Annotated in this window: 27 protein-coding genes; 3 read left to right on the top strand and 24 right to left on the bottom strand. The window is 48.4% G+C overall.

The genetic code is table 11. From position 1 onward, the window contains the following. Window positions 1-4 precede the first annotated feature (4 nt). The 4 genes from NSQ38_RS06785 to lspA all read right to left on the bottom strand — a co-directional run bounded on the left by NSQ38_RS06785 (window position 5) and on the right by lspA (window position 3715). Window positions 5-832, bottom strand: coding sequence for a carbohydrate ABC transporter permease (locus NSQ38_RS06785; protein WP_339788035.1), 828 nt, complete (start codon window positions 830-832; stop codon window positions 5-7). Next, the gene (locus tag NSQ38_RS06780) at window positions 832-1698 is read right to left on the bottom strand and encodes a sugar ABC transporter permease (RefSeq protein WP_036606633.1); all 867 of its coding nucleotides are present in this window, start codon (window positions 1696-1698) and stop codon (window positions 832-834) included. The genes NSQ38_RS06785 and NSQ38_RS06780 overlap by 1 nt, the downstream gene beginning before the upstream one ends. 24 nt (window positions 1699-1722) lie before the next feature. Next, window positions 1723-2961 (bottom strand): extracellular solute-binding protein, encoded by a 1239-nt coding sequence (locus tag NSQ38_RS06775; RefSeq protein WP_339788032.1) that lies wholly within the window; start codon window positions 2959-2961, stop codon window positions 1723-1725. A 262-nt stretch (window positions 2962-3223) separates the two neighbouring features. Next, window positions 3224-3715, bottom strand: a complete 492-nt coding sequence (lspA, locus tag NSQ38_RS06770; protein WP_036606631.1) for a signal peptidase II — start codon at window positions 3713-3715, stop codon at window positions 3224-3226. Window positions 3716-3955: 240 nt separating this feature from the next. On the opposite strand from lspA, the gene NSQ38_RS06765 reads away from it, so the two are divergent. Next, window positions 3956-4423, top strand: coding sequence for a heme-degrading domain-containing protein (locus NSQ38_RS06765; protein WP_339788029.1), 468 nt, complete (start codon window positions 3956-3958; stop codon window positions 4421-4423). Window positions 4424-4494: 71 nt separating this feature from the next. Here NSQ38_RS06765 and NSQ38_RS06760 read toward each other — a convergent pair whose 3' ends face one another. The 12 genes from NSQ38_RS06760 to NSQ38_RS06705 all read right to left on the bottom strand — a co-directional run bounded on the left by NSQ38_RS06760 (window position 4495) and on the right by NSQ38_RS06705 (window position 14617). Then, complete coding sequence (locus tag NSQ38_RS06760) at window positions 4495-5472, bottom strand: permease prefix domain 1-containing protein (RefSeq protein WP_339788026.1); 978 nt, start codon at window positions 5470-5472, stop codon at window positions 4495-4497. 6 nt (window positions 5473-5478) lie between these two features. Continuing rightward, window positions 5479-5808 carry a PadR family transcriptional regulator gene (locus NSQ38_RS06755; protein WP_133386233.1) on the bottom strand — a complete coding sequence of 110 codons (330 nt, stop codon included), beginning with the start codon at window positions 5806-5808 and terminating at the stop codon, window positions 5479-5481. A 160-nt stretch (window positions 5809-5968) separates the two neighbouring features. Further along, entirely contained in the window at window positions 5969-6916 is a 948-nt protein-coding gene (locus tag NSQ38_RS06750) for a nucleoside hydrolase (protein ID WP_289390622.1), read from the bottom strand. A 56-nt stretch (window positions 6917-6972) separates the two neighbouring features. Continuing rightward, entirely contained in the window at window positions 6973-7377 is a 405-nt protein-coding gene (locus NSQ38_RS06745) for a DUF350 domain-containing protein (protein ID WP_017691702.1), read from the bottom strand. Next, a complete protein-coding gene (locus tag NSQ38_RS06740; protein ID WP_339788023.1) occupies window positions 7359-8759 on the bottom strand; it encodes a glutathionylspermidine synthase family protein in 1401 nt (466 codons plus the stop codon). Before NSQ38_RS06740 ends, NSQ38_RS06745 begins: the two co-directional genes overlap by 19 nt. A 4-nt stretch (window positions 8760-8763) precedes the next feature. After that, complete coding sequence (locus tag NSQ38_RS06735; RefSeq protein ID WP_036671603.1) at window positions 8764-9048, bottom strand: hypothetical protein; 285 nt, start codon at window positions 9046-9048, stop codon at window positions 8764-8766. Next, window positions 9048-9515, bottom strand: a complete 468-nt coding sequence (locus NSQ38_RS06730; protein WP_339788021.1) for a hypothetical protein — start codon at window positions 9513-9515, stop codon at window positions 9048-9050. The genes NSQ38_RS06735 and NSQ38_RS06730 overlap by 1 nt, the downstream gene beginning before the upstream one ends. A gap of 267 nt (window positions 9516-9782) precedes the next feature. Then, window positions 9783-11864 carry an ABC-F family ATP-binding cassette domain-containing protein gene (locus NSQ38_RS06725; RefSeq protein ID WP_339788018.1) on the bottom strand — a complete coding sequence of 694 codons (2082 nt, stop codon included), beginning with the start codon at window positions 11862-11864 and terminating at the stop codon, window positions 9783-9785. Between the two features lie 98 nt (window positions 11865-11962). Next, on the bottom strand, window positions 11963-12124 hold the full coding sequence (locus NSQ38_RS06720) for a hypothetical protein (protein WP_017691697.1): 162 nt from the start codon (window positions 12122-12124) through the stop codon (window positions 11963-11965). A gap of 110 nt (window positions 12125-12234) precedes the next feature. Beyond that, window positions 12235-12519: a hypothetical protein gene (locus tag NSQ38_RS06715; protein ID WP_339788015.1), complete on the bottom strand. Its 285-nt coding sequence runs from the start codon at window positions 12517-12519 to the stop codon at window positions 12235-12237. Window positions 12520-12571: 52 nt separating this feature from the next. Then, window positions 12572-13570: a glycosyltransferase gene (locus tag NSQ38_RS06710; protein WP_091035796.1), complete on the bottom strand. Its 999-nt coding sequence runs from the start codon at window positions 13568-13570 to the stop codon at window positions 12572-12574. A gap of 18 nt (window positions 13571-13588) precedes the next feature. Next, window positions 13589-14617 (bottom strand): aminoglycoside phosphotransferase family protein, encoded by a 1029-nt coding sequence (locus tag NSQ38_RS06705; RefSeq protein ID WP_339788012.1) that lies wholly within the window; start codon window positions 14615-14617, stop codon window positions 13589-13591. A 114-nt stretch (window positions 14618-14731) separates the two neighbouring features. Between NSQ38_RS06705 and NSQ38_RS06700 the strand changes: the two genes are divergently transcribed. Both NSQ38_RS06700 and NSQ38_RS06695 read left to right on the top strand, forming a co-directional pair. Beyond that, the gene (locus NSQ38_RS06700; protein WP_339788009.1) at window positions 14732-15322 is read left to right on the top strand and encodes a TetR/AcrR family transcriptional regulator; all 591 of its coding nucleotides are present in this window, start codon (window positions 14732-14734) and stop codon (window positions 15320-15322) included. Between the two features lie 371 nt (window positions 15323-15693). Further along, complete coding sequence (locus NSQ38_RS06695; RefSeq protein WP_339788006.1) at window positions 15694-16272, top strand: NAD(P)H-dependent oxidoreductase; 579 nt, start codon at window positions 15694-15696, stop codon at window positions 16270-16272. A 464-nt stretch (window positions 16273-16736) separates the two neighbouring features. Here NSQ38_RS06695 and nikE read toward each other — a convergent pair whose 3' ends face one another. From nikE to NSQ38_RS06655, 8 genes are all read right to left on the bottom strand, one after another. Beyond that, window positions 16737-17537 carry a nickel import ATP-binding protein NikE gene (gene nikE, locus NSQ38_RS06690; protein WP_339788003.1) on the bottom strand — a complete coding sequence of 267 codons (801 nt, stop codon included), beginning with the start codon at window positions 17535-17537 and terminating at the stop codon, window positions 16737-16739. Between the two features lie 138 nt (window positions 17538-17675). Next, complete coding sequence (locus NSQ38_RS06685) at window positions 17676-18482, bottom strand: ABC transporter ATP-binding protein (RefSeq protein WP_339790417.1); 807 nt, start codon at window positions 18480-18482, stop codon at window positions 17676-17678. A gap of 38 nt (window positions 18483-18520) precedes the next feature. Continuing rightward, entirely contained in the window at window positions 18521-19351 is an 831-nt protein-coding gene (gene nikC / locus NSQ38_RS06680; protein ID WP_036606611.1) for a nickel ABC transporter permease subunit NikC, read from the bottom strand. Next, complete coding sequence (gene nikB, locus NSQ38_RS06675) at window positions 19348-20292, bottom strand: nickel ABC transporter permease subunit NikB (protein ID WP_339788000.1); 945 nt, start codon at window positions 20290-20292, stop codon at window positions 19348-19350. The genes nikC and nikB overlap by 4 nt, the downstream gene beginning before the upstream one ends. A 247-nt stretch (window positions 20293-20539) precedes the next feature. Beyond that, window positions 20540-22174, bottom strand: a complete 1635-nt coding sequence (nikA, locus tag NSQ38_RS06670; protein WP_338589180.1) for a nickel ABC transporter substrate-binding protein — start codon at window positions 22172-22174, stop codon at window positions 20540-20542. Between the two features lie 294 nt (window positions 22175-22468). Continuing rightward, on the bottom strand, window positions 22469-23416 hold the full coding sequence (locus NSQ38_RS06665) for a 1,4-beta-xylanase (protein ID WP_339787997.1): 948 nt from the start codon (window positions 23414-23416) through the stop codon (window positions 22469-22471). A gap of 66 nt (window positions 23417-23482) precedes the next feature. After that, the gene (locus NSQ38_RS06660; RefSeq protein ID WP_289390634.1) at window positions 23483-24520 is read right to left on the bottom strand and encodes a glycoside hydrolase family 130 protein; all 1038 of its coding nucleotides are present in this window, start codon (window positions 24518-24520) and stop codon (window positions 23483-23485) included. Between the two features lie 22 nt (window positions 24521-24542). Beyond that, complete coding sequence (locus tag NSQ38_RS06655) at window positions 24543-25376, bottom strand: carbohydrate ABC transporter permease (protein WP_133386247.1); 834 nt, start codon at window positions 25374-25376, stop codon at window positions 24543-24545.

The following is a 25376-nucleotide window of genomic DNA, read 5'->3' as shown; positions in this document are numbered from 1 at the left end:
TCAGTTATTTCACAGACCCTTGTGTAACCCCGTTGATGATCCACTTCTGCGCAAACAGATAGATGATAATCATCGGCAGCAACGCGAGCAGGTATGATGCGAATGCAAGGTTAAACTCGGTATTGAACTGTCCTTGGAATACATACTGTACCAGCGGCAGCGTGTATTGTCCCGGATCACTGATAATAATGAGAGGCAGCAAGAAGTCGTTGTACGTGGACAGACAGGTCAGAATACCAACCGTGGCACTGATGGGTGCCATGAGCGGGAAAATGATTTTCCAGAACGTGCCCCAAGTTGTCGCCCCATCTACAAAAGCCGCTTCCTCCAGCGCTACCGGAATAGACCGGATGTATCCAACGTATACAAATACGTTGAATGCCAGACCATAGACCGTGTGCAGCAGGATTAGACCTACCAGATTCGTCATCTCCAAGGATGCGGTCAGCTTAACAATCGGCAGCATGATGATTGGGAACGGAATGAACATCGCGCTGACGAAGTAATAATACAGCCCTTTGAAAAACTTGCGTTTCTCCATATTTCGCGCAATGGCATAGGCCACCATCGAGTTACTGAGCAACGTCAAAAGCACGGTTGATGCGGTCACAATCGCACTGTTACGGAACGACTGGAAGAAGTTTGTCATGTCGATGGCCCTCGAGAAATTCTCCCAGTGAAGCGTTGTCGGGATGGCAAAGACCGATTGGGCCATCTGCTCCGGATTTTTCAAAGCAATCGTAACGGTCATATACAATGGGAACAGGATAAACAGGGTACCCAGCACAACAAGCAGCATAACGAGCCAATTGATTCGTGTACGGCTTCTCATTACAGATCCATCTCCCTTCTTTGCAGGAACCGGATTTGCAGAATTGAAATCACCGCAATAACGATGAAGTAAATAACCGAGTTCGCAGATTGATATGCATATTCGCCGCCTTCAAATCCGCCGGTGTAGATCAGATGGGAGATGGACTGCGTCGCCCGTCCGGGACCACCGTTGGTCAAGGCTACGATTTGGTCGAAGACCATAAGTGAGTTTTTCATCGCCAGCACCATATTAATGGTGAAGAAAGGTGCAATCAGCGGGAAAGTAATACTCCAGAATTCACGCCATTTGCCTGCACCATCGAGGTTGGATGCCTCGTATAGTGTCGTTGGTATCGTTTGCAGACCAGCCAAATACAGAATCGTATTCAGCGCCACAGATTGCCATACTGCAACAATGACGATACCGATCCAAGCCAGACTCTCGCTGCCGAGAATGTTGGTGGATAGCGCGTTGATGCCCAGATTTTGCCCCCAGATCGGGAATACGTTGGAGAACAGGTAGTTAAATATGTAACCTACGATCAGTACACTCAGAATATTGGGCAGGAAGTAGATGCCGCGGAAAAAGTTACGGAACTTAATCTTGGCATTCAGCCCGAGTGCAATGAGCAGGCTCAGAATATTGGTCAGGATCGTCACCACGATCGCAAATTTGAATGTAAACCAGTAGGCGTTACCCACGTTGTCATCTTGGAACAGATTGAAATAGTTTTTAAAGCCAACAAAATCATACTCTTTCCCGAATCCGTTATAATTCGTAAATGAATAATAGATGCCCTGGAGGGCCGGCAGTGTCATAAATACAAAGAACAATACAACCGCCGGAACCGTCATCCAGTAGTAAGGTGCGATACGTTTGTTCATACTCCATCCTCCTTCAGACAAGGCTTAACGCCGATTGGCAACCTTGTCCCATTCTTTGTCGAGTGTATCTAGATAGTTGTCGATGTTTTGGTTCTGCAAAAAGGACTGTACGATGGAATTCAACTGCACGGCAGCCGGAATATAGTGATCGGCAAAGTCAACAACCTTGCCCTGCTCGATATATGGCATCAATTCCTGTACGGCAGGATCATCCTGCTTCACATCTTCTACCGCAGAGAACAGCGTCTGTTCATCAATGTACCTTCCGATATTTTCAGGCTTTAACAGGAATGCAATAAACGTCTCTGCCTGCTCGCGATTAGGCGTGTCCGCCGCAATGGTAAACAGGGAGTCGATCCCGTTCACCAGCTTGATCTTGCTTGCATCGTTGCCCGTTGGGAATGGGAAGAAACCGATGTCCACATTCGGGTTAGCTTTGCGAATCTCCGAGATGGCCCAGGTTCCCTGGATGTACATGAAAGCTTCACCGTTAGCGAAGGCACGGTTACCGTCCGAATACGCTTTACCAAAGTTATCGCTGTGACCATACTTCATGAGTTCCAGCTGCTTCTCAGCTACCTCGCGGTACTTCTCCTTGAACGTCACTTTGTTATCGCGCCGCTCTTGGTAGAAATCAATACCGACCAGATTGGAGGCCAGTGCATTGAACGGCAGGCTTGTCTGCCAGTCATCCTTGTATGTGAAGTAAAATGGAATCTCACCTGCATCTTTTATCTTTTGGGCGGTTGCAATGAGTTCATCCCACGTCTTGGGCACGTCCAATCCCATTTCCTTAAACAGCGTTTTATTGTACATGATGCCGTTTGCATTAGTCGCGTAAGGAATACCTGTTACTTCGTCCATGCCTGTGAGATCATTCAGCATTTGTATGTAGTTTGGATCAATCGTCTGGAGTAATGAGCTGTCCGTCAGATCGGTGAAAATATCACTCTGGGCCAGAATGGAATAGGTGTCGGTTGCACCCATGGCCATAATATCCGGTATATCATTTTTGACGACACGCGTTTTTAAGACCGTCTCCGCATCTGGCGGATTCACCTGTGTCACCTGAATATCGTCATGCTCCGCATTAAACGTTTTAATTAATTCATCAAAGGTTGTTTTGGCTTCAGGCTTGTTCTGGAAAAATTCAATCTGCACTTTGCCATTCGCGCTATCTCCACTGGTACAGGAAGATAAAAGTACAGCCATCATTCCACAAAGCAACATTGTCCCGAGAGCCTTGGTAAGCGTTGTTCTCATGTTGTACCTCCCTCAGCTTTATACGTAAGAATTTACCCATTCAGATGGTGAAATAACCATTTGGTTAATCCTTCCAAACTAACTTCAATCTGAGTGGATGATATAAGTCTTTATTATTTCTAAAACGGTTTCGGTAAAAATGAATCACGGCAGTTCTTCCCATGACCTGAATCGGGCATAACAAAAAGGACACTGGATGATATCCAATGTCCCTCATTTAATAAGCTTATATTCAGCCACTGTAACGCTTTTATCCAACCTATTACGAACGTTCTGCTTTCGGCAAAGCATTGCGTAAACGTTTGGCTCGATAACTCTGATATGCACGAATCAACATGCCGATGATGATCATGACCACACCGATGTTAATTGCGACATCAGCGAGATTCAAAATCCCGCGTCCTGACGGAAACACGAGGAAATCCGTTACCCGCGCATATATAAATCGATCGATCGCATTTCCTAAAGCCCCACCGACCATAAAACCCGCGCCAGCTTGCATCCAGAAACCGCGAATCTCACCTTTACTCCGATAATACAGCATGCCCGCTATGAACAGAACAGCAATCACACCGAACAGCCGTGCATTTCCCTGAAACATGCTGCCCGCCATGCCACTGTTCTCGTAATGCTGTAACTGCATGCCCGAGTTACCCAGTCTCATGACGTCGCCAACTTCCATATACATCCTCACTGCAATCTTGGTTCCCTGATCCACCAAAGTCACCAGCAGTGCTACAAAATAAAACAGCATCGTGCTTCTCCTCCTGCCTACTTAGCGATAACTTATTTTAACTTTAAGAGTTTTGAGTATATTAGGTTCCCTTCACTTTAACACAGCCGATGTATGCTCTCCAAATGAGCCGTCTTCAACCACGCCTATAACATCCACTAACATCGTCCAGTCCGCATTTGGAAGGTACTAAACCTATTCATGTCGAATGTAGACATCAATCATATATGTAAAGGGGCTGCCTGTAATTTGAACCTGACCATGATCGAAAAATTAAAGGAAATGCAGCAGGAAGAAATGGACTTGGTATTTGGCACATTTGATTCTGAAACGGCGCTTAACCTTGGCCTGCATCTGGTTGAAGAAGCGAAGCGTCGCTCCCAAGCCGTGACCATCGACGTTACCCTGAAAGGACATCGTCTCTTTTTGCATGCGATGGAAGGCACTCATCCCGACAACGAAAACTGGATTCGCCGCAAGAACAACGTGGTGAATCATTTCTCCTCCAGTTCTTGGCATACGGCTCTGAGGTTAAGAAGCGAAAACCAAAAGCTTGAGCAAGACTTCAATCTGCCTTCATCGGACTATGTCCTGGCTGGTGGCGCTTTCCCGCTGATTCTGGAAAATGAGGGACAGGTCGGCACCATTACAGTATCAGGTTTGCCCGATGAAGAAGACCATGATCTGGTCACGACCGGCATTCGCTCGTTTTTGTTGCAGCAAAACTAGATTAAGTGGAGCAAAAAAAGCCCACCTGATCAATATAGATCAAGTGGGCTTTACTAGCTAAAGCAGCATGCTCAGGACGGATTTTTACTTTTCATAATATGGTACACATTGCTAAAGCTGCCGGAGAGAATGCCTGTAATCGGGAATATGGCCCAATTGATATCCCACCGTTGATATACAAAGCCTGTGAACAAGAAGATGGCTGTCGCCAGCGGCCATACAATCGCTTCCACGGCTCTCACAACCTTTACCTCTTGCTTCTTCTCTACCGTCAACTGGTGCTTCTCCAGCAAGTTCGTGTAAGCCCCCTGAATGTTCCCGTAATATACAAACAAGAATGCTCCTACCCCAGCCATGACCATAAAGGCAGATACACCATAAGAGGCGTAGTTATCATTGATAGAGGAGGCTGCGAAAATAAACACAGGAGACAGAATGCACAGGCAGACACCCGTAATGATGGCTATACGATAAGTCAGAGCGAAGCTCTCCCGACTATGCTGAATACTCATTTTAAGTGTATAAGGAAGCTGGAAGCCCTTCTCCATATAACTGAAGCGTTCAAGCTTCATGCCACTGTGAATGAACATGCCCACCGCAATGGCAATGAGCACGAACATGCCGATCAGGCCCAGTACAGCCCCCGTTTCCACCGAACGGTTTGCAGCTGAAGTGGCATAGTTCTCAAATAAAGTATCCATGAAAATCAGAAACGCCACACCCAACGCGCACAATAAAACACCCAGCCCGATCCAAAATCCGGCATTTCTTTTGGCAGTGGTATATGCGTAGGCTTCTTCTTCCGTCAGCACAGGTACTGCCTCTTCCGCACTGACTGGCTGAATACCGAGTTCTGCAGTTAACTCCTCGATATTACCAAATTCCGAGATCACAATGCCGATGGCTTCATTCTCCGACTTGCCTTCCCGCTTCAACTCCAGGTACTTATCTTCCATCCCCGAAAGAAGCTCCTGCTTCAGATGCTCCACCTCGGGGGTCTTCGGCAGACCAGCAAACATGTTCTCCAGATACACCATAATTGTCTCCATGTTTCGTCACAACTCCCTGATAAATAGATTAACAACCTCCTGCGTAACCTTCCATTCCTCACACTTTTCTCTGTAATAGTCGAGGCCGGACGGCGTAATCCGGTAATAGGTACGACGCTTTCCCAAACTATTCTCATCCAGGTAAAACGATTCAATATAACCGTTCTTCTCCAATCGGGTGAAGGCCGAGTATAACGTCGTCTCCTTCATGACGTACTTTTCCTCTGTCAGCTGCCTGATGTTCTTGGAAATCTCGTAGCCGTACGACTCCCCTTCGAGCAGCATGTAGAGGATCAGCGTATCATTGTAGCCACGTATAACGTCACTGCTGATCACAAAAGATACTCCTCCTCATTACTTCATCTGTCGTAGTAGTTGAAGTATAGCACAATTTACTACGACAGGTGAAGTAGTTATTCCAAAAATGGGCAATAAAAAATCCGTACCTGGGATAGGCACGGATTTTCTTCTTTTTCCTGCAGTTCAATTCCTGCGATTATTGAATCGCTGAGAGAACGTCCAGCAGCATGGATTTGAATTTTGGTCGATCAATGGCCTCACATACACGTACATTGGGCTCTTTGCCAAAACGTCCGTTGATATCAACCACACTGTATCCGCGTGTCAGTTCTCCTGCTGCTTCTACATCCACATAATATTGACCCGACTTGGTCATGATGGATTCATCTGCCGCAACAGCCATCAACAACGTATCGGGATGAGTAGTGCCATTCAGCTTATGTACCGACTTGTTGAACTTCATAACCACTTTGTTGATTGCGGTGAAGAAATCGGCACCCGATGTTCCGAGAGCTGCAATCTCTGCATGATCGTCATCGTCCATGACTGAATATTGCGTACACATTTCCCAGCCAACCATCGTGATTGGAATGCCTGCATGCAGTACAATTTTCGCCGCTTCCGGGTCCACGTAGAAGTTATACTCCGCCGCTGGTGTGATATTGCCCAGTGCATTATTCGTTCCGCCCATAATGTACAGGTGAGCAATCTCCGGAATAATCGTTGGGTCTTTCTGGATCGCCATTGCAATATTGGTCAGCGGGGCAATCGCCAGAAGTTCAATTTCGCCCGGATGTGCATGCACCTTCTCAATAATAAAATCAACCGCGTGCCCGCTCTCGGGGCGCTGATCCGCCTTCGGGAAATGCGCGCCGCCCATGCCGTCATCGCCATGCACATCTTCCACTGTGCGGTGCTGAGCTTTACCGTAGGCCATTAGCGGACGCTCGCATCCTTTATACACAGGCACCTTGCCGCCATGTCCAGCAACCTGTACCGTGTACAGGGCATTTTCAACCTCCTGGTCGAATTGTACGTTACCGCCCGTAATGGTGATGCCTTCCACCTGAAAGTGGTGCAATGCCGTCAGGATCGCAATCGTATCGTCTCCTGCTGTATCTGTATCGATGATGACTCTTCTCATGATGCCGCGCTCCTTCTACCGTTTGATAGTAAACTCTATAAACACTATGTCTTATTTTACATCAAAAATGTACCAATGACGATGGAAACGCCGATGATAATCGAACGCAGTAGCTGGGCTACCGCCATATTGCCTCGTGCGATTTCGTCACATACCCGCATTTTTGGAATCAGGAAATCAAATATAATATAGACCAGGCACAGCACAATAATTCCAAACGCCGACCACAGCAGCATATCCAACCACGAGTGCGTTGAGAAAGATACCATTCCCACAATAATACACAGTCCCAACAATTTGCTGCCCATGTACATACCTGCCGCCTCGTTACCTTTGGCGATTTCCTCACTATCGTTATACCGGGTCAATTTGCTAAAAGCGAAATATCCACATACCAATACCACCAGCAGAATGCCCACACCCACCGCCACATTCACGAGGTTTAATCCCAAGTTCTCCATTCCTTCTCCTCCTCATCATTCATCCGTTCACGAACTGTAGCCGCACAATAATAGGCCATATCTCCAGTTACTTTCTCCCCAACCCTGGGTAACACCCCAGCCAAACGCCCACCGATAACAAACACCCCTGTAAGCAGATAACCGCTGTACGCTCCATCTTCCGTCTCGATCACGGCCTGTTCCATCGGAACCAGCTGCTGATAGATTTTGGGTTGGTTTTCGTAATAAGCTGCAATCTCTTCATCCTCGTCTGTTGCCCCAGTTGCAAGATTGGATTCCAGCGCCTCGTTAAGAGGATGCTCCATATCCTGCTTTCCAAAGGCATTGTTCGTTCCTCCATCCAGCAAAAGAGTACCTCTGCCCTCGCGTCCCCAATAACTTTTGGATACATACGGTATGGCATTCAGCTCGAAAGGCTCAGCCGAAAAATAGGTGGGCAGCAGATATCGGGAAATCACATCCATTTCTGCTCCATCAAAGAGGGTAAATCCGCAATATTCCGGGGTTTGCTCGTTACGCTCGTAGAGCGACCAGATCGCCGCCATGAAGCCTTTGCTCTGCATCAGTACATGCTGAACCGGATTCATCAGGCCTAGTCGTCCTTCACGTACAAGTTCAAGCAGTGCAGCACCAATGTCCACTCCTGTCGTCTCATCCCGATCATCAATCAGATACTCCAGTGGATAGAGACGGTACAACAGGTTAATCTCCCGCCCCTTATGGTAAAGCGCCTCTCCCGGAACAATCTCCAGTTCCTCCAGTGGAGCATAGAAAACTTCGTATCCCGCTTCCTGACAACGTCTCATCAGGTATTCCGTATTTGTTCGATCTTCGACATGTTCGCCAAAAGAAGTGAACGTCACCGGACCCTGCAATCCCTGCTCTGCATAGAATTCCAGCCATATCCTGAAACACTCCCGAATACGTGTATCCATCTCGGCAGATGGCGCAGTTAGCGTAGCATCCTCAGCAAGATCGAACAGGATATTTTCCAATGCAGCAGCCTCCGGTATGCCCGTTGGAGTGTCCGTATTATTTTCAATACACTTGGGCCCAGCTTCTCCGATAATCCAGTCCTGACGGGTAATGCCTCCAGTTACCATCTCCATACGTGCCGCCGGAATAAGCCCGGGATGGATACCCAACTGATGCTCCAAAAAGGAATCCGGCATGTATTGCTGGATAAATCGCATCACTTTACAATAAATGCCGTCTACCGCCTCAGCTGCGGTACGCAGCTCTTGTATCTCCGAGGGAGAATAGACCGTCAATGCAGGCACACAATACTGCTTCCCGTACATTCGATGGTATGGAATCTGTTGTCCCGCTTCACCCTGAAACACCTCTTCGTGACTAAACGGCAGTTGAACCACTTGCCTCATCCGGTTATCCTCCCGAACTGCGGAAGAAGCTACCGAAGCCGCTTGATTTGGACTTGGATTTGCTATAGGAGCTGTTACTGTCCTTGTTGCTTCGATACGACGACCCACCGTAGTAATAGTGCCCACTGCTGGAATCATATTCACATCCGGTATCATACTCCGGGTCACATTCATCATTGTTGCTGCCACAACCCGATAACACGGCAGGTACCGCCAGCATCAGGGAGAACGCAACCAGCTTTGCTTTTGAACCGGGTTTCGATGCTTGCCCCCGCTCTTGGTCACTCATTACAGATCCACCTCTTTCATATAAAACAACACTTTCTTGCGATCCGCATCCAGCACGGAATACAGGAATTCATACGTCTTGCCATCGCGAACCATGTAATGGTCCAACAGTTGTTCGGCAAGCTCCATCGTATAGGTGAATGACGTTGTGAGTTCCAACTCCTGAAATGAACGTCCATTCCACAACATATACTCTGCGCTGTACATGGAAGACATTTTGCACATCGCCAGCGCAGCATCCGCAATGGCTGCACCGTACTCATCCGGCATCTGTTGCTCATACGCCGTTACATATACTGCATGTTCCCGCCCATCCTGGCATTCATTGGACAGATGCGCCCAGAGTTTGTTTTTCACCAGAGTGGCATCCACCAGTTTGCGCATAAACAGTTCATCTCGCGTGACTGAAGTCTGTTCCAGCACTCCCGTCTCCGCCTGTCGATCATCCGACCAACTCCGATACGTCAATGAATAATAGATACCGATAACCTCCCTTTTTGCGAGCTCTTAGGTGAGCCGTTTCAATTCATACAAACGTATTTAACGCATGTGGAGGTAAAAAGTTACACTATTCCCCATGACATGTAAAAATAAGAACAGGTTGTCGCCCAATCTCGGATCAACAAAGCTTGAAAAAACAAGTAATTCCGCGTTTGGTATGTAACTCCGGCCCAAAAAGGCCGGAGAAGATTCTCCGACCTCGTATGTTCAATCTTATGCTCATGCCATTCAGACTTATAACTCAGCCCACTGGGCCAATAGATCATTGTATTCAGCGGACAATTGCTCACGTTCATTCCAGATTTGTTCCAGTTCAAGTGGATTGTTCTGCACCGTTTCCAGCTGTTGATCCAGCACCTGAATCTGTGCCTCAAGACGAGCCAGAATTTGTTCCAGCTTCTCCGCAGACTGTATGTTGCCATTGCCGTTTCTATGATTCGATACAGCTGTTGCTGAAGGAGTTAACGCCTTACCTGATTCAGTAGAAGCTTCATAATCACGACTTCCATCGATAGCCGCAACAGTGGAACCGTTCAATGTCGAGATTGCTTCTGATTTCTTCCCTGATCTGGTAGTTCCGCCGGGCGCAGACGTTAAACCTGACTTCATCTCTGACTTGGCGTTCCCACGAGAAGAAATTCCCACTCCTGCTGTAGCCTGAGTTGTCGCCGCCGAACGAGCTTGCAAATCAAGCTTCTTCTCGCGATACGCCTCATAGTCTCCCAGATAAGCGGTCATCTGCCCGCTCTCCAGTTCCCAGACACGGGAAGCGAGGCGATTGACGAAGTACCGATCATGTGAGATGGCAAGTACGGTCCCTTCAAAATCAACCAGCGACTCTTCCAGCGCTTCTCTGGATGCGATATCCAGATGGTTAGTTGGCTCATCGAGCAGTAGTACATTGGGTTTACGCTGCACCAGCAGAGCCAAACGCAGGCGCGTCCATTCCCCGCCAGATAATTGCCCGACAGAGCGGAATACATCCGCTCCATAGAACAGATATCGGGCCAGAATTCCGCGAGCCTCTCCTTCCTCCACGCCTGCTTCCAGACGAAAGTATTCAAGTACGTTCAGCTTCGGATTCGTGGGTTCCTCCTGTTGAGCCAGATACCCCACATCCACACGAGCCCCCCACTCCAACTTGCCCGCATTGGGCTGCTCGTCACCAAGCAACAGCTTGAACAGGGTCGTCTTGCCGGAACCATTGCGGCCAATGAGTGCAATTTTATCCCCATATTCCAGCAGACCCGAAACCCCGCGCAGGATTTCACGCTCGCCATAACTCTTTTCGACCTGTTCCAATACCGCTACCCGTTTACCCGTTCGATCCGTAGGACGCACATCGAATTCGGCATTGCGGCGCTCCAGCACAGGACGCTTCACCTGTTCCATCCGCTCGATGGCTTTACGCATAGAAGCCGCCCGTCTGAAGAACTTTTCATTGCCGCCCACACGACCCCATTCCTCCAGTTGGCGAATTGTTTCTTTCATTTTCTTGATAACCTTCTGCTGCTCCTTGAACTCTTCGAATTGCTGCAACAGCCGTTGTTCCTTCACTTTCATATATTCCGTATAACCGCCAGCAGACGTTTCCGCTTCTCCATCCTCCAGCTCCAGTGTTCGATTCACCACCCGATCCAGAAAATAGCGATCATGCGAGATCAGGACAATGGTGCCAGGATATTCTCGTAAAAATCCTTCCAACCACTCGACCCGCTCCAGATCAAGATGGTTTGTCGGCTCATCCAGCAATAACAGATCAGGTTTTACGATCAGCTGCGAGGCCAGCACAACCCGGGTCTGTTCCCCACCGGACAGGGAACCGAAGCGCCATTCATAATGCGCCTTGGCGATATCCAGACCGTCCGCCACCTGATCGATCCGCGCATCCATTTCGTATCCACCCTCACGCTCAAACTGGTCTTGCAGCGCTGCATAACGTTTCAACAGGCGCTCCAATTGATTAGGGTCTGCTGCACATGCCGGATCGGACATCTGCTGCTCCATTTCCTTCATTTGCGTGCGACATATCATAAGCTCCTTGAATCCAAGGCTCAGCACATCCAGGACGGTATGGTCATCCAGTCCTTCTGGAACTTGTGCCACGTAGCCAGTCCGTGTATCTTTTTTGATCATCAATTGCCCTTCATCGGGCTTGTTCAGTCTTGCCATCAGGCGCATGAGTGTTGTCTTGCCGCTTCCGTTGCGGCCGATCAGAGCGACCTTGTCACCTTCCATAATTTCAAATGTAATGCCGTCCAGCACCAGATGTGCTCCATGGTATTGAGTCAGTTGTTGCGCGCTAATTATCATCATAATAAGGTTCCTCCTATGGTATGGAAGATCCTGACCGCAACACAAAAAGAGCCGCAGGAGGTTAGCTCCGCGGCCCTTCAGAATTCAAGCAATATCGCTTATCGTCCGAATGAGGTCAAGGCAGGCATCTTCTCGCAAATGTTAACTTCCGTATATTCAAAATTGGACAGACTTCTCCCGTTGGTCAGAAAAGTATGAACAATGCCAGCCATAGCAATCGGCAGCTGGCTAATACGGTTGTTAAGCATCTCGTGATTCACCTGTCCTCACCTCCCTTGTCATAATTAATGTCAATATATCACAGACGAATGCGTTTCCGCAACCATCCCTTCGCCCAATTCACCCTTACTGTACAGTAGCTACAGCTCTGTTAGTCCCTGCCTCGTCGCCGAAGCACCACATCCCTAATCGCCACCGTAATAAGTGTTAACATTCCCGAGGTACCCAGTGATGCGCCAAGCAGGGCATATCCGATACCGTTCCACCCGCCAATATCGATGCTGATCATGATTACGACGGCACCGCCAAGCAAGGCCACACATGGCAATATATATTGAACCCACGTCATTCGCCGTCCTTGCAAACGGTAGATAAGCCATTCAATCAGCAGCTGCACCGCCCACATTCCCAATGTCCACAAGATCAGTACTTCCATAAGGTTCCCCTCCTGTTGCTGGATGGATCAAGCCTGTGTTACAGACCTTACGTTACTTCAACCAATCCGAGAAAAAGTTCTGGTACCCTTCTTTCATCTTCGTGCGCGAAAAAGCACCAAACGCATACTCACGGTTGTCTTCTGACACACTGCGCGGTGCGGCCGCAGCCATGTTCACCAGTTCAAACCAGTTATCCTCGTTGCCTGCAAAGGCATGCGTGGATCGAATGTGACCGTAGCAGGCATGCTCCGGTTTCACGACCATTTTGCCCATCGCCATCGCTTCCGTCAGCGGCATCGCAAACGTATCAAAGGCCGAACAGTTCCAATACACCTTGGATGAGTTCATCAACGTAAATATCTCATCCTGCGTAAGCGCAAACTTCAGCTTCACGTTGGGAGGAATGTCGTACTTCTTCATGGTTTCCTTATAGCGTACACCGCCAAACACCATATATACTTCCTTGTCCGGGTTCTGCCGAGCATATTCCAAAACTAGATCCGGTCGACGGTTTGCTTCATCCCGACCGATCCAGAGCACCCGATTATGCACAACCTGGCTCGGGTCATAGTGCCGATTCGCCAGCTCTTCGCTAAAACCAATCGGGATGACGTTCACGTCATGTACGCCGAAATTGCGGCCCAGTTCTGTTTTCAAAAACTCCGTCTGCACAATCGCTTTATCCACCATCGTATAAAATGGCTTCATCATCTCATATCCCGTCAGTGCGGGATCGGGGAAACTGTGCGGGAACAATACACTCTTTGGTAAGAACATCTTCAAAAACGTAAACCCGGATACGGTGTAGATGACATGCTCTATATTTTGGCTATGAATCTGGTCCAGCACGATATCGTAATTCACCAGGTCACCTTTCTCATGCTCATACCCCGGCAACCAGTCGTATCCGCTGACATGACGCTCCGGCGAGATGAACACAATATCCACACCCAGCTCCAGACCAATCTGCTTCAGCCGATCCGCAAATACGCGTGGCCCCTGTGCTTCCGTGAATTGAATTTTACGCATAACAAGTCCGACTTTACGCAAGCTTCTCACCCCTCATTTCTATTCCTCACGCAAGTGCTTCATGCACTGTTCCAGCGTCGCTGCCGTCTCATGCCACTGGTTACGCAACTGTTCCTTCGGCCACACACATTCCTCACTTCTCAGGTCACCGTCAATCAAACGCAGCATCCAGAGCGAAAATACAATAGCATAGGCGTTGTACCATTCTGCAAAAGAAACCCGTTCAATCTGCATGCCCAGGCTTCCCAGTTTGTCCAAATAAACATCCATGACCCGCTCTCGCAATGCAGGCGTCACCGTTCTGGGAAACAGCGGATGCGAGAGATCAACTAGGTGATATATATCCCACAGCGGTGTATTCAGATGAGCATGCTCCCAGTCCAAGACGACCAGTCTGCCGTCTACTTCCGCCAGATTACCGGGATGCAAGTCTCCGTGACATAAAACGGTTGGAAGTTGCTCCTCAGCTGTGAGAATCAACGTGGAAATCTTGTCCCAATTCGATGCGGACAGCTGCATATCCAGTCTGGATAACAGTTCATCGTTAGACTGCTTTTGCATTTGCAACTCATCCAACATGGTGTGAATGGACGGTTTCTGGCCCACGCGAGGCAGCTCACTCCAATTCGTAACAGGCAATGCATGCCATGCTGCCATATGTGCCGCTGCGCCGAGCATCGTCACTTCTTGCGAATCATGCACCAGTTGCCCCAGATCCTCGTAGATCATCCAGCTCTGTGCCGGTGCAATGGTAAGATCCGACGCTGCAATAAGCTGTGGATAGATCTGTGGTAGACCAGACATTACACGCTCGTACATCCATCGTTCCCGTCCATGCTGTGCAGGATTCGTCAGTGGTTTAAAAATATAACTTTCACCGGTAGGAACAGTGAATCGCTCCACATATCGTCCGTTCATTCCTTGATACAACTGTTCACGGCTTGTTATATATTGATCATTCAGCATTCCTTCGGGCGTCACCCAGCTGTATGCATCCATCTCTTCTTTCACGCATCCACCATCCGTTTCGTTCTCGCTGCTGCTCCGATGTTGATTTCTATTCATCATACGTCGCTGTTCACAAGCCTGCAAGCTTTGTTCGTAAGCGCTTATTCAGTGTATCAATTCAGATTTTCAAAATTGCTTGTTGCATTTTGGTTAGTAATCACTTACTATACAATCATGAAGAACAAATCTCATGTGGACAGCAAAAAGAAAGATATCCTACAAGCGGCGATGCGCTTGTTCGCAACCAAAGGCGTTGACGGCATATCCGTCAAAGAGATCGGTGACGCCGCCGGAGTAACCGATGCGGCGATCTACAAACATTTTAAAAACAAAGATGCCGTTGCACTGGAAGCCTTCACCCAATACTGTGCGGACTATACTTCACTGATTGACGGGTATGTTCGACAGGAAGGTCCGGTGCTGGAACGCTTCAAGCAACTGGTTACCAAGGTTCTCCATCTTCATGATGAAGATCCCTACGGGCTGCTGCTGATTTCACAGAATCATGAAATATTCATTGAAGCCGGAAGCAGCGAGGATTACCGTCAGCCATTGGATGCGTTAATGGATCTGATCGATCAGGGAATGATGCGGGGTGAGCTGCCTCAGCAGGATTCACGGCTCACAGCCGTTCTGGTAATCGGTGCAATCACACGTATGGCGGTCTCCAGTATGCAAGGTGAGTTACCCGAGTTGTTGGTACCCTACACTGGAGAGACGGTTCACCGTCTTGCATCGATGTTGGGGCAGGTACCACAAGAGTAGCGAGGGAGATGGGAAGCCATTTGCCCATGCAGAACTCCAAAAAAGGTTCAGAGTTGCACGTTAATAAAAGTGCGTGTTCAAAAAGTCTGGGTTTCAGTACTGAGAAGATGGGATGAAGATAGAAATAGAGTAGCGAAGCGTAGAGAAAACTACGTGAGCAACGGACATCTCAGCTGAATCCCATCTTCGATACGGATGATGCCGCTAGGCATGATTTGGAATCAAAAGCGGACTTGTTGAATAACTTCTAAAGAGAATCGTCAACATACCATCAGGATATACGGATGGATTACCGGGTCATACGTGACCTTTTCTTTTTGCACATGAGGTTAGTGTTCATTAACTAAAATAGTCAGGACGTGTCATCTTCCATGAAAAAAATATTAATTATTCAAGGCAACCCCGTCTCCCCCAGTTACAACGGTGCAATCGCCGAGGCGTACCGCAAAGGTGCGGTGCGAGCGGGTGCCGACGTCCGCATGATTACCCTGAACGAGTTGGCATTCAACATGAATCTGGAAGGAGGATATCGTAATAAACTTCCACTTGAACCAGATTTGCTGGAGGCCCAAGAAGCAATCAAGTGGGCCGAGCATCTTGTATGGGTATTCCCAATATGGTGGGGAGGACCGCCTGCCCTGCTGAAAGGTTTCGTTGACCGAATCTTCATGCCAGGTTACGCCTTCAAGTATCAAAAAGGAAAACCTTTCCCGGATCAACTGCTCAAAGGCCGCACCGCCCGCATGATCACCACGATGGATGGTCCGAGCTGGTACTTTAAATGGTTCCAAGGTGAGCCTGCACATAAAATGATGAAAATCTCCACATTTGCACTGACTGGCATCAAACCTGTGCGGATAACAACTGTAGATCAAGTTGGTAAGAAGTCAGATGAACAGAGAAAGAATTGGCTTGATAAGATTGAGCAGCTTGGGCGGAAGATGGGGTAAAAGATTTTTGCAAAAAACTTCATCGGAAGTATATGTTCACCTTGTAAGTTAAATCAAAGATCTGGGGATAGGCGTAATTCAGAGGTAGTCCTGTTTTTCGCGAGTAGCGCAGTGTAATTTTAGTTTAACTTATATCAGAAAGCAGGAAATGTGCCTATTCCCAGTTACAAAAAAAGGGTTGTCCCTACGTCTTGTTCAAGACGCAGGAGACAACCCTTTTAGCATTCATTATGATCTAACGAACCGTAAACACGCTATTAACGCCATTTCCGATAAGTCTGAGGTTTAACGAATCTTAGACGCGTTATTTCCTCGATCTGTGTATCATTTGGCGGTTTTAAACTAGTTTGCACCGGAATAACTTCACTGAGGTTCGTTACATTTTGCATTCCTTGCTAAATCGCCAATTAACGCTCACTCGGTTCGTTAGCGACTTGCCCATCTACAACCATACAAACAACGTATTACCCAAACGAAATACGACCTGATGGATGCTCAGGCAAAATAGCTGTAACCAACTGCTGCACAGCCGGATGATCCGACTGCATTACCGAATCCCCGGCATCACCGTTATAGACAATCCTGCCCTGATCCATCACGGCAATGCGGTCACAGATCGTCATGGCGGCCCGAATTTCATGTGTGATAAAGAGATACGATAACCCGTAGGACGCTCTTAGCTCAGCCAATAGAGATAAGATTTGCGTCTGGTGCACCATATCCAGGCTGCTGATCGATTCGTCCAGTACGATTAACTTTGGCTTGAGCGCGATGGCTCTTGCGATGTTAATTCGCTGTAATTGCCCACCGCTGAACTGGTGCGGAAGCTTGTTAGCATCCTCTGGTGTAAGTCCCACCTGCTCGAGCAGTTGTCCAATCACACGAAGTTGTTCTTTTGCCGAAAATCGCTCGTAATTATCCAGCGGCTCCCCAATGATCTGCGCGGCAGTCATGAGCGGATTCACCGCCGAATAACAGTCCTGGAACACGACCTGTAGATCACGCCGTAATCCCTTGAGTACTGGTTTGCTGGATCGGTAGATATCCTGTCCTTGAAACAAAACCTGACCCTGGCTGGGCTTCTCCAGACCAAGAATGATTTTGCCCAAGGTACTTTTACCTGCCCCGCTCGTACCCAGGAGCCCCAGACACAAACCCTTTTCAATCGTAAGTGAGATGTCTGCCAGCACAGGAGGACGCGCTCCCGAACGATCCAGCCAGTTGCGTTTGCCATAGCTATGGCTTATTTCACGTACCTGAAGCATCAGGTCATCCCCCTCTCTTGTACTTGGCAGAAGCAATCTCCGAAGAGGCCGAATCTACACATCACCATGCCCATTCCACCTCTACGACTACCCGCTCTACACATACACTCACTGAACGATTCCACTCTTTATTAGTCGCTATCGTCCTAAAGACATACTGGGTCTGGCATTTAACAACATCCGTGTATACTCATGCTGCGGGTGATCGAACAGTTGGTACACATCTGCTTGCTCCACAATACGTCCCTTCTGCATAACCGCGACTTCGTCTGCCATTTGCGAGATCACGCCCAGATCATGGGAGATGAGCAAAATGGATGTGCCATATTCCGTACGTAAACGATCCAATTCCTGAAGCACCTTGAACTGATTCACGACATCCAGTGCCGTCGTTGGTTCATCTGCAATGACCAGCGCTGGTCGCAGGCACATCGATATGGCAATCATCACCCGCTGCAACATTCCACCGCTCAGTTGGAAGGGGTATCGTTTCATCAGCTTGGCCGGCTCGGGCAGGTTCATATCTGCCAAGGCAGCAATAGCCCGCTCCCCGGCCGCTGCTTTGGACATACCTGTGTGCGTACGCAAGGTTTCAATGAATTGAGATCCAATCGTATATACGGGTGTAAAAGCATTCATCGGGTTCTGCATAATAAATCCGATGTCCTTGCCCCGGATGCGTCGCATCTCCTCACCTGACAATGAGCCAAGCTCCCGTCCATTCAGACGGATGCTGCCCGACACTTCCATCCGGCGTGAATCAAGCAGATGGAGCAAGGCGTTACACGTAACGGTCTTGCCACTGCCACTCTCGCCGACCAGACCGAAGACACGACCTTTTTTTAATTCGAAATTAATAGGCGCAAGTAACGGGACTGAACCCTCCGCTGTTCTAAGATTCACTTGCAGACCACGAACTTCGAGTACCTTCGCTGCATCATCCATCGTTACGTTCACCTCCATATGCCTTTGGTTCCGAACCACTACCTTTTTGCAATGCCATAACGCTCGGATAACGCTTCACCCAAGATGTTGAACGTAATGACTACCAGCAGAATCAATGCACCTGGGTAGATCATCAACTCCGGATGACTGCGAATGTAACCTGTTCCTTCATGAATCATGGCTCCCCACTCTGCATTCGGTGGTTGAATACCGAGTCCCAAGAAGGACAGAGCGGATATATCCATAATCGCCCATCCCATCTCCAGCGTGCCCATTACAACGATGGGACGCTGCACGTTGGGGATGATATGTTTGCGGATAATCGTCCACGAAGAGGAGCCGCTAATCCGCGCCGCCGCGATGAAGTTCCGTTCCTTCAGACTAACGACCATGTTCCGGCAGATGCGTGCATAATACACCCACTGTACCATCATAAGGGCTAGAAGCACCTGCATCAGACCTGGACCAAAGATCCCTACAATGCCCAGCACCAACACCAGATTTGGAAATGCCATAATGCCTTCACACAAGCGCATCAGCAGACTGTCAACCCAGCCACCAAGGTAACCGGAGATCGAGCCTACAATGACACCTATGAGCAAAGATGACAGGAAGATCAGGGTAGCAAATCCAAGCGACACTCTCGCTCCATACATCAGCCTAGTGAGATTGTCGCGTCCCAGATGATCCGTTCCGAGCCAATGCTCAAGCGATGGACTCGCCAGCTTCTGCAACAGATTCACCTTCACAGGGTCATGAGGAGCAATCCATGGGGCTAATAACGCGATCACGAAGAAAAGCAATATGATCACCGAGCAGATCTGGATGGCTCTCTGTCCTTTAAATACCGCACGCCATTTGTTTATCAATGTTCTGCCCGTCCTTTCGCTGAAATCCGTGGGTCCATAACGAGCTGCACCAGATCAACGAGCAGATTGCATACGATGAACAGGCATGCCGCCAGGAAGACATAACATTGAATCACGGGAATATCCCGGTTAAATATCGCATCGACAAAATAACGTCCGAACCCAGGCCAGGAAAACACCTGCTCCACAATAATGGTTCCTGTCAGCAGCTTGCCCATACTCATCCCCATTCCCGTAATAAGGGGCGTTATGGCGATTTTCAGCACATGTTTCAGCATGATGACTCGTTCGCGAATCCCGCGTGTTCTCGCGTACTGTACATATGTCTCCTGCAATTGCTCCAGTACACTGGAACGCAACAATCGGGTGTAGACCGCAATAAGAATCAAGGAAAGTGTAATCGTAGGCAGAACCAGATTCTCCCACGATCCACGCCCCTCAACAGGTAGCCAGTCCAGCTTTACCGAGAAAAAGAAGATCAGCAGATAACCAAGCCAGAATTGCGGAATAGATGCTCCAAAATAGGAAATCGCACGGCTGACCATGTCAATCCAGCTATTCTTATACACCGCCGCCAGTATTCCCAAAGGAATACTTACCAAAACCGATAACAACATACTCCAGAAGGCTAGCTCAGCCGTAGCCGGAAGCCTTAATTTCACTTCATCCCATACAGGTTTATTGGTGAGATACGAAGTGCCAAAGTCGAGCTTGGCAATCTTCTGAATCGTATGCGCATATTGGGTTAATAAAGGCTGGTCCAGACCGAACTCATGCCGCTTTTGCGCAAGTAGCTCCGGTGTCGGATAGATATGAGCGGCTGTCAGATAAGCCTCGGCCGGATCAACCGGTGAAATATGAATAAGCGCAAAGGTAACAAGTGTAGCGATAAAAACGATAGGAATGATCGCGATCATTCGTTTACCAATATAACCGATCACTGAACATTCCTCCCTGTTCTCAAGCTACATGCGCTTATTACTCTTGAAATCACTATATAAGTTCAACTAATTTTTTACACGAGAACGGAGAGGACAGAAAAAACCTGAAGAAGCGTAGCGTTCGCCTTTATCACCGGATTTTCCCTTTAGAAAGGGAATCAAAAAAATCTGGGGATAACAGCGATCGGAAGGTTATTCTGTCATCGGAGTGGCACGTGTAAACATTCTTTAGTTGAACTTATACAAATTATTGATTGCCTAATTCAATTCCCACAAACGGATTTTCATCACGGTTCGCCGGGAAAATAAAGTTGGAGATTTTCTTCTGATATACAGCCGTTTTCTTAATATAGGAGATCGGTACGATTGCCGATTGCTCCTGAAGTGTTTTCAGGATAGAGCCATATAACTCTTGGCGTTTCGTCTCGTCTGTGGATGACAGGGCTGCATGCACCTGATCGTCCAGTTCCTTTTTCATCGGCAACGCACTCAGGGTCTCGGAAATCCCGAATCCAGGGCTCGCCACAACGTTAATGAAGGAATGTGGATCATATGGAGCGCCATAGTTGTACCAGAAATACAGGTCGAAATCATTGGCTTTCAGACGCTTGATCTGTACCGTCAGTTCCAGCCCAGTGAGGTTTACTTTAACCCCAAGCTCGCTCCATTCCGCCTGAATGGTCTCAGCCATCGCTTTCTGAATCGGGTCCGTTTTGTCAAAAATCATCTCGAAATCAAGCTGCTGACCGTCTTTCTCACGAACCGTACCACCAGCCGGTAACTTCCAACCCGCTTCATCCAGTAAAGCTTTGGATTTCTCCACGTCATACGTGATCGGTTCCAAGTCTACATTGGTGTATGGATAGTTTTTGGACAATACGGTATCGGCTGGTTCTTCCAATCCGGAAGTAACGCCTTCCACCATCGCCTGTTTGTTAAACCCTTGCTGGAGCGCCATCCGCACTCTGACATCGGACAGCTTTGGATTGGAAGAGTTCAGCAGCAAGCTGCGAGTACCCACCGGATCAGACAATTGGGTCACATATTTATCATTGTCACGCAGCTCCTGGAACGCGTCCAGACTGATCATACCTTCACCATAGATCAGGTCGAGATCGCCTTTTTCAAAAGCAAGGACACGAGTTTCACCGTCTGGAATGATTTTGACCGTAATCTGATCTACCTTTGGTGCTGTTCCCCAATAATTCGGGTTGCGTTTGAAAACAGCATATTCGTCCTGCTTATATTCAGCCAGCATCCACGGACCCGTTCCAACCGGCTCTTTGATGCCTTGGGAAGTATCTCCGTCATCAGGGAATCCAGCTTCACCCAGGAAGCGGAACGGACGGACCACAGACAAGTCCTGAAGAACCGGATAATATGGCTCTGTGAGTGTCAATCGGAAAGTATGGTCATCCACAACTTCTGTCTTGTCGAGCACACCTACAATGCCCAGCCAGCTATGTGTATCTTTGTTTTTCATTACAGCGTCAAAGTTCTTTTTCACAATCTCAGCATTAAATGGCGTACCATCTGAAAATTTCACACCTTGGCGAAGCTTGAATGTATATACCTTGCCGTCATCGGAGATGGTCCATGATTCTGCCAGAGCAGGTTCCAGTTTTCCGTCCTTCTGGTAACTGATCAGTGGCTCATAGAGCATGGATTGGGCAAATAATTGCGAAGGATTGTACGTATGCGGATTCATTGTACCGATATCACGTGGCCATGACATCGTAATCGACTTCGTAGATGTTTGATCCGAAGCAGCAGATGAGGATTCATCTCCACTTCCTGTATTGCTGCAACCCACAATAACGAATAACAACAAGAGCATAGTTGCCAGCGTGAGGGCCGAAGATTTGCGATGTTGAACAGACATGGATGTTGAACCCCTTTTCTCTATTTTATGATAATGATTATCATATTCATCCATTAAGAATAGGCAGGAGCCCTCCTTTTGTCAACAAAATTCGACATAGTATGTGTTGTTATTAAAATAGCCAAAAAAGCCCTTCCTATAGGAGGAAGAGCCTGTCGACCTGAATATAAATCGCAACTGCAAAAATAAGTTCCACAATAATCTGCTATTCCTTGCTCACAGCAAGGTAATCACGAAAGTACATATGCAGATACATTACTGAAATCCATCTTCATACGCCTTCTTGTTTCTCATTTAAACGTCTACAGCGATGCCCTCATAGAACCGACGAATCACCTGCTCCGCTGGCTTGCCGTAAACTCCATATCCGTCATCGGTCAGCGCATCCTTCTCCGCGTGCAGATGTGCGCTCCAATCCCACAGACCGAATCCGCGTACCCAATGACGCTGACTGACATGCCGGAACATCGCCTCATAAAAACGCTCTTGTTCCTCCGCATTCATTTCGCCTTCCAGTCCCCAATCGTTTGGTACCTGGGCTGATCCACTGCGGCTGGGACAGCCTGCTTCTGCGAAGAAGAAAGGTTTGCCGTAGGGAGCAATCGCCTGCTCAATTCGATCCAGCTGTGCCTCCCAATCTCCGATGGGATAATACCCACTGGAAGAGATGACGTCCACAGCATCCCACCATTTCACATGACCTTCCTGATATTTGTCCGTATTGTATGACACCGGTCCCGTGTACACTTCACGCACACCAGCGATTACCTCGCGCCATTCCTGATCCCGACGCTCGGATTGCACCATCTCACAGCCTACGATGAACATCTCACACTTTTCCTGCTCTGCAATCCCTGCATAATGCTTCTGAAATGCCGTGTAACTGCAGAACCAATCCTTCCACTTCGGCTCACAAGGCACATCGATATCAAAAAAGTTAATGTGTGCACGCCATGTGCCGTCGGTGCAGTTAACGGTTGGTTTCAGAATGATACGCAGCCCGAGTGTACGGGCATAACGAATCATGTCGATCAGTTCATCATCCTCCACCAGATGTTCACCCCGATACTTGACCTCTACCGCCTGCGGATGATCCTGATGTGCCGCCAGTGCAAAAATAACATGTGAACTGCCTGTACGTTCAGCCATCAGGCGCAAGGATTCTTTGGCTTCCGGCTTGCGGAAGTCGCCCTTGCCACTCATCCAGCCAAATGTAAATCCCTTAATATAATCCATATGCATTGCTCCCCAGTGTTCCTGTTAACTTAATGTAAATACAATGACCGAATATATACACTTTCACTTCAATTACAGCTTGCCTTCCTCGTGATCTCCTGCAATGACTTCGTCCGTCTCGATCACATAGTTCACGATCTCTTCGATGGTCGTGTAAGCCACGCCCACATACGTGTCGGCTGCGCCGTAATAGATGGCGATACGTCCGGTATCAGCATCATGCAGTGTTGCACACGGGAAGATGACGTTATCAACGAAGCCTTGCTCCTCGTACCATTTTTCCGGTGTCAGTACAAAGTTAGAAGAACGATATTTTACTTTGGAGGGTTCATCTAGATCCAGAATGACCGCACCCATGCTATATACCAAACCGTTACAGGTTCCAGTGACGCCGTGGTAGAACATCAGCCAGCCTTCGGACGTTTCAATCGGAGCAGGACCGCCGCCAATTTTGACCGATTGCCACCAGCCCTGGCCGCCTTTGCTCATCACATGACGGTGCTTGCCCCAATACACGAGATCCGGGCTTTCGCTCAGGAAAATATCCCCGAATGGCGTATGTCCACTGTCACTTGGTCTGGACAACATTACATAGTTATCGTTGATTTTGCGTGGGAACAACACGCCATTCCGGTTGAATGGCAGCATTGGATTTTCGAGGCGGACAAATGTTTTAAAGTCATCTGTTTTGGCCAGACCCAGTGCTGCACCGTAGAAGTCTGTACACCAGATGATGTAATACGTGTCTTCGACTTTGACCAAACGTGGATCGTACGCATAGTTCGGCATAAACGGATCGCCATTCTCATCCACAAATGCAATACGCTCCTCTTCAATCGTCCACTCCAGACCGTCCTCACTCGCCCCCATGTGCAGGTGCGGACGGCCATTAACGGTTTCAGCGCGGAATACACCAATGAATTTTCCTTCATACGGTATAACAGCACTGTTGAAAATACGGGCAACACCCTTGACCGGGTTACGCGGAACCACCGGATTCGCCGAGTGTCTCCATACCGGGCCTTCCGTTCCCTCCGGTTTGGCTTCCCATGGCATATTCGGCAAAGCATCCCCAACAATGTGTACGTTTTTCGTTTCGGCAACTGACATTTTTCATTTCTCCCTTCGGATTTTATTTAACTGAACCTTGCGCGAAGCCGTTGTAGATGTACTTCTGTAACAACAGGAAGATGATCATGGTTGGAATAATGGCGATCATGATGCCAGCGCTGATGACTTCCCACTGCGATCCAAACGGTCCCTTGAATTTGAACAAGGCGGTGGATATGACCTGTAGATCGGTCTTTGGCATGTACAAGAACGGTGTGTAGAAGTCGTTATAGATGTTCACACCCTTCACGATAATGACCGTTACAATGGCCGGTTTCAGCAGTGGCAGAATGATTCTCCAGTAGATCGTGAAGTACGACGCGCCGTCCAGCATGGCGGATTCATCCAGTGCACTTGAGATGGAGCCAAGGAACTGCAGGAAAATATAAACCGCGATGATATCTGTACCCAGGTACATCACGATGGCCGCCCAGCGTGTGTTAAACAGGTCGAGCGCGTTGATGATCTGGAATGTGGCGACCTGTGTCGTAACACTTGGAATCAGGGTAGCGAGCAGGAATGCCGCGACCATGATTTTCTTGCCTTTGAATTTGAACCGATCCAGCACATACGCGATCATGGAACCCGTTAAGGTCGCCCCTATAATGGAGATGACCAAGATAATAATTGTATTTTTGAAACCAACCAGCATGTTGCCATCCACAAAAGCCTTCGCATAGTTCGCAAAGTTCAGCCAGTTGGCTGGCGGGGCAAGCGGGCTGCTGGTAGCGTATTCTGCATTCGTTTTGAGAGATGCAAACAGGATGACCACGATAGGTAACAGTGCGATAAACGCCGCAAGCACCAGGGAAGCATATTTAACCACGCTCGCAAGGGTGTATTTGAGTTGTGTCAC

This window comes from Paenibacillus sp. FSL R7-0313 (assembly GCF_037969885.1).
In the GTDB taxonomy this organism is placed as follows: Bacteria; Bacillota; Bacilli; order Paenibacillales; family Paenibacillaceae; genus Paenibacillus.
The sequence above is the reverse complement of the archived record's forward strand: the minus strand, read 5'-3'. Positions and strand labels throughout refer to the sequence as shown.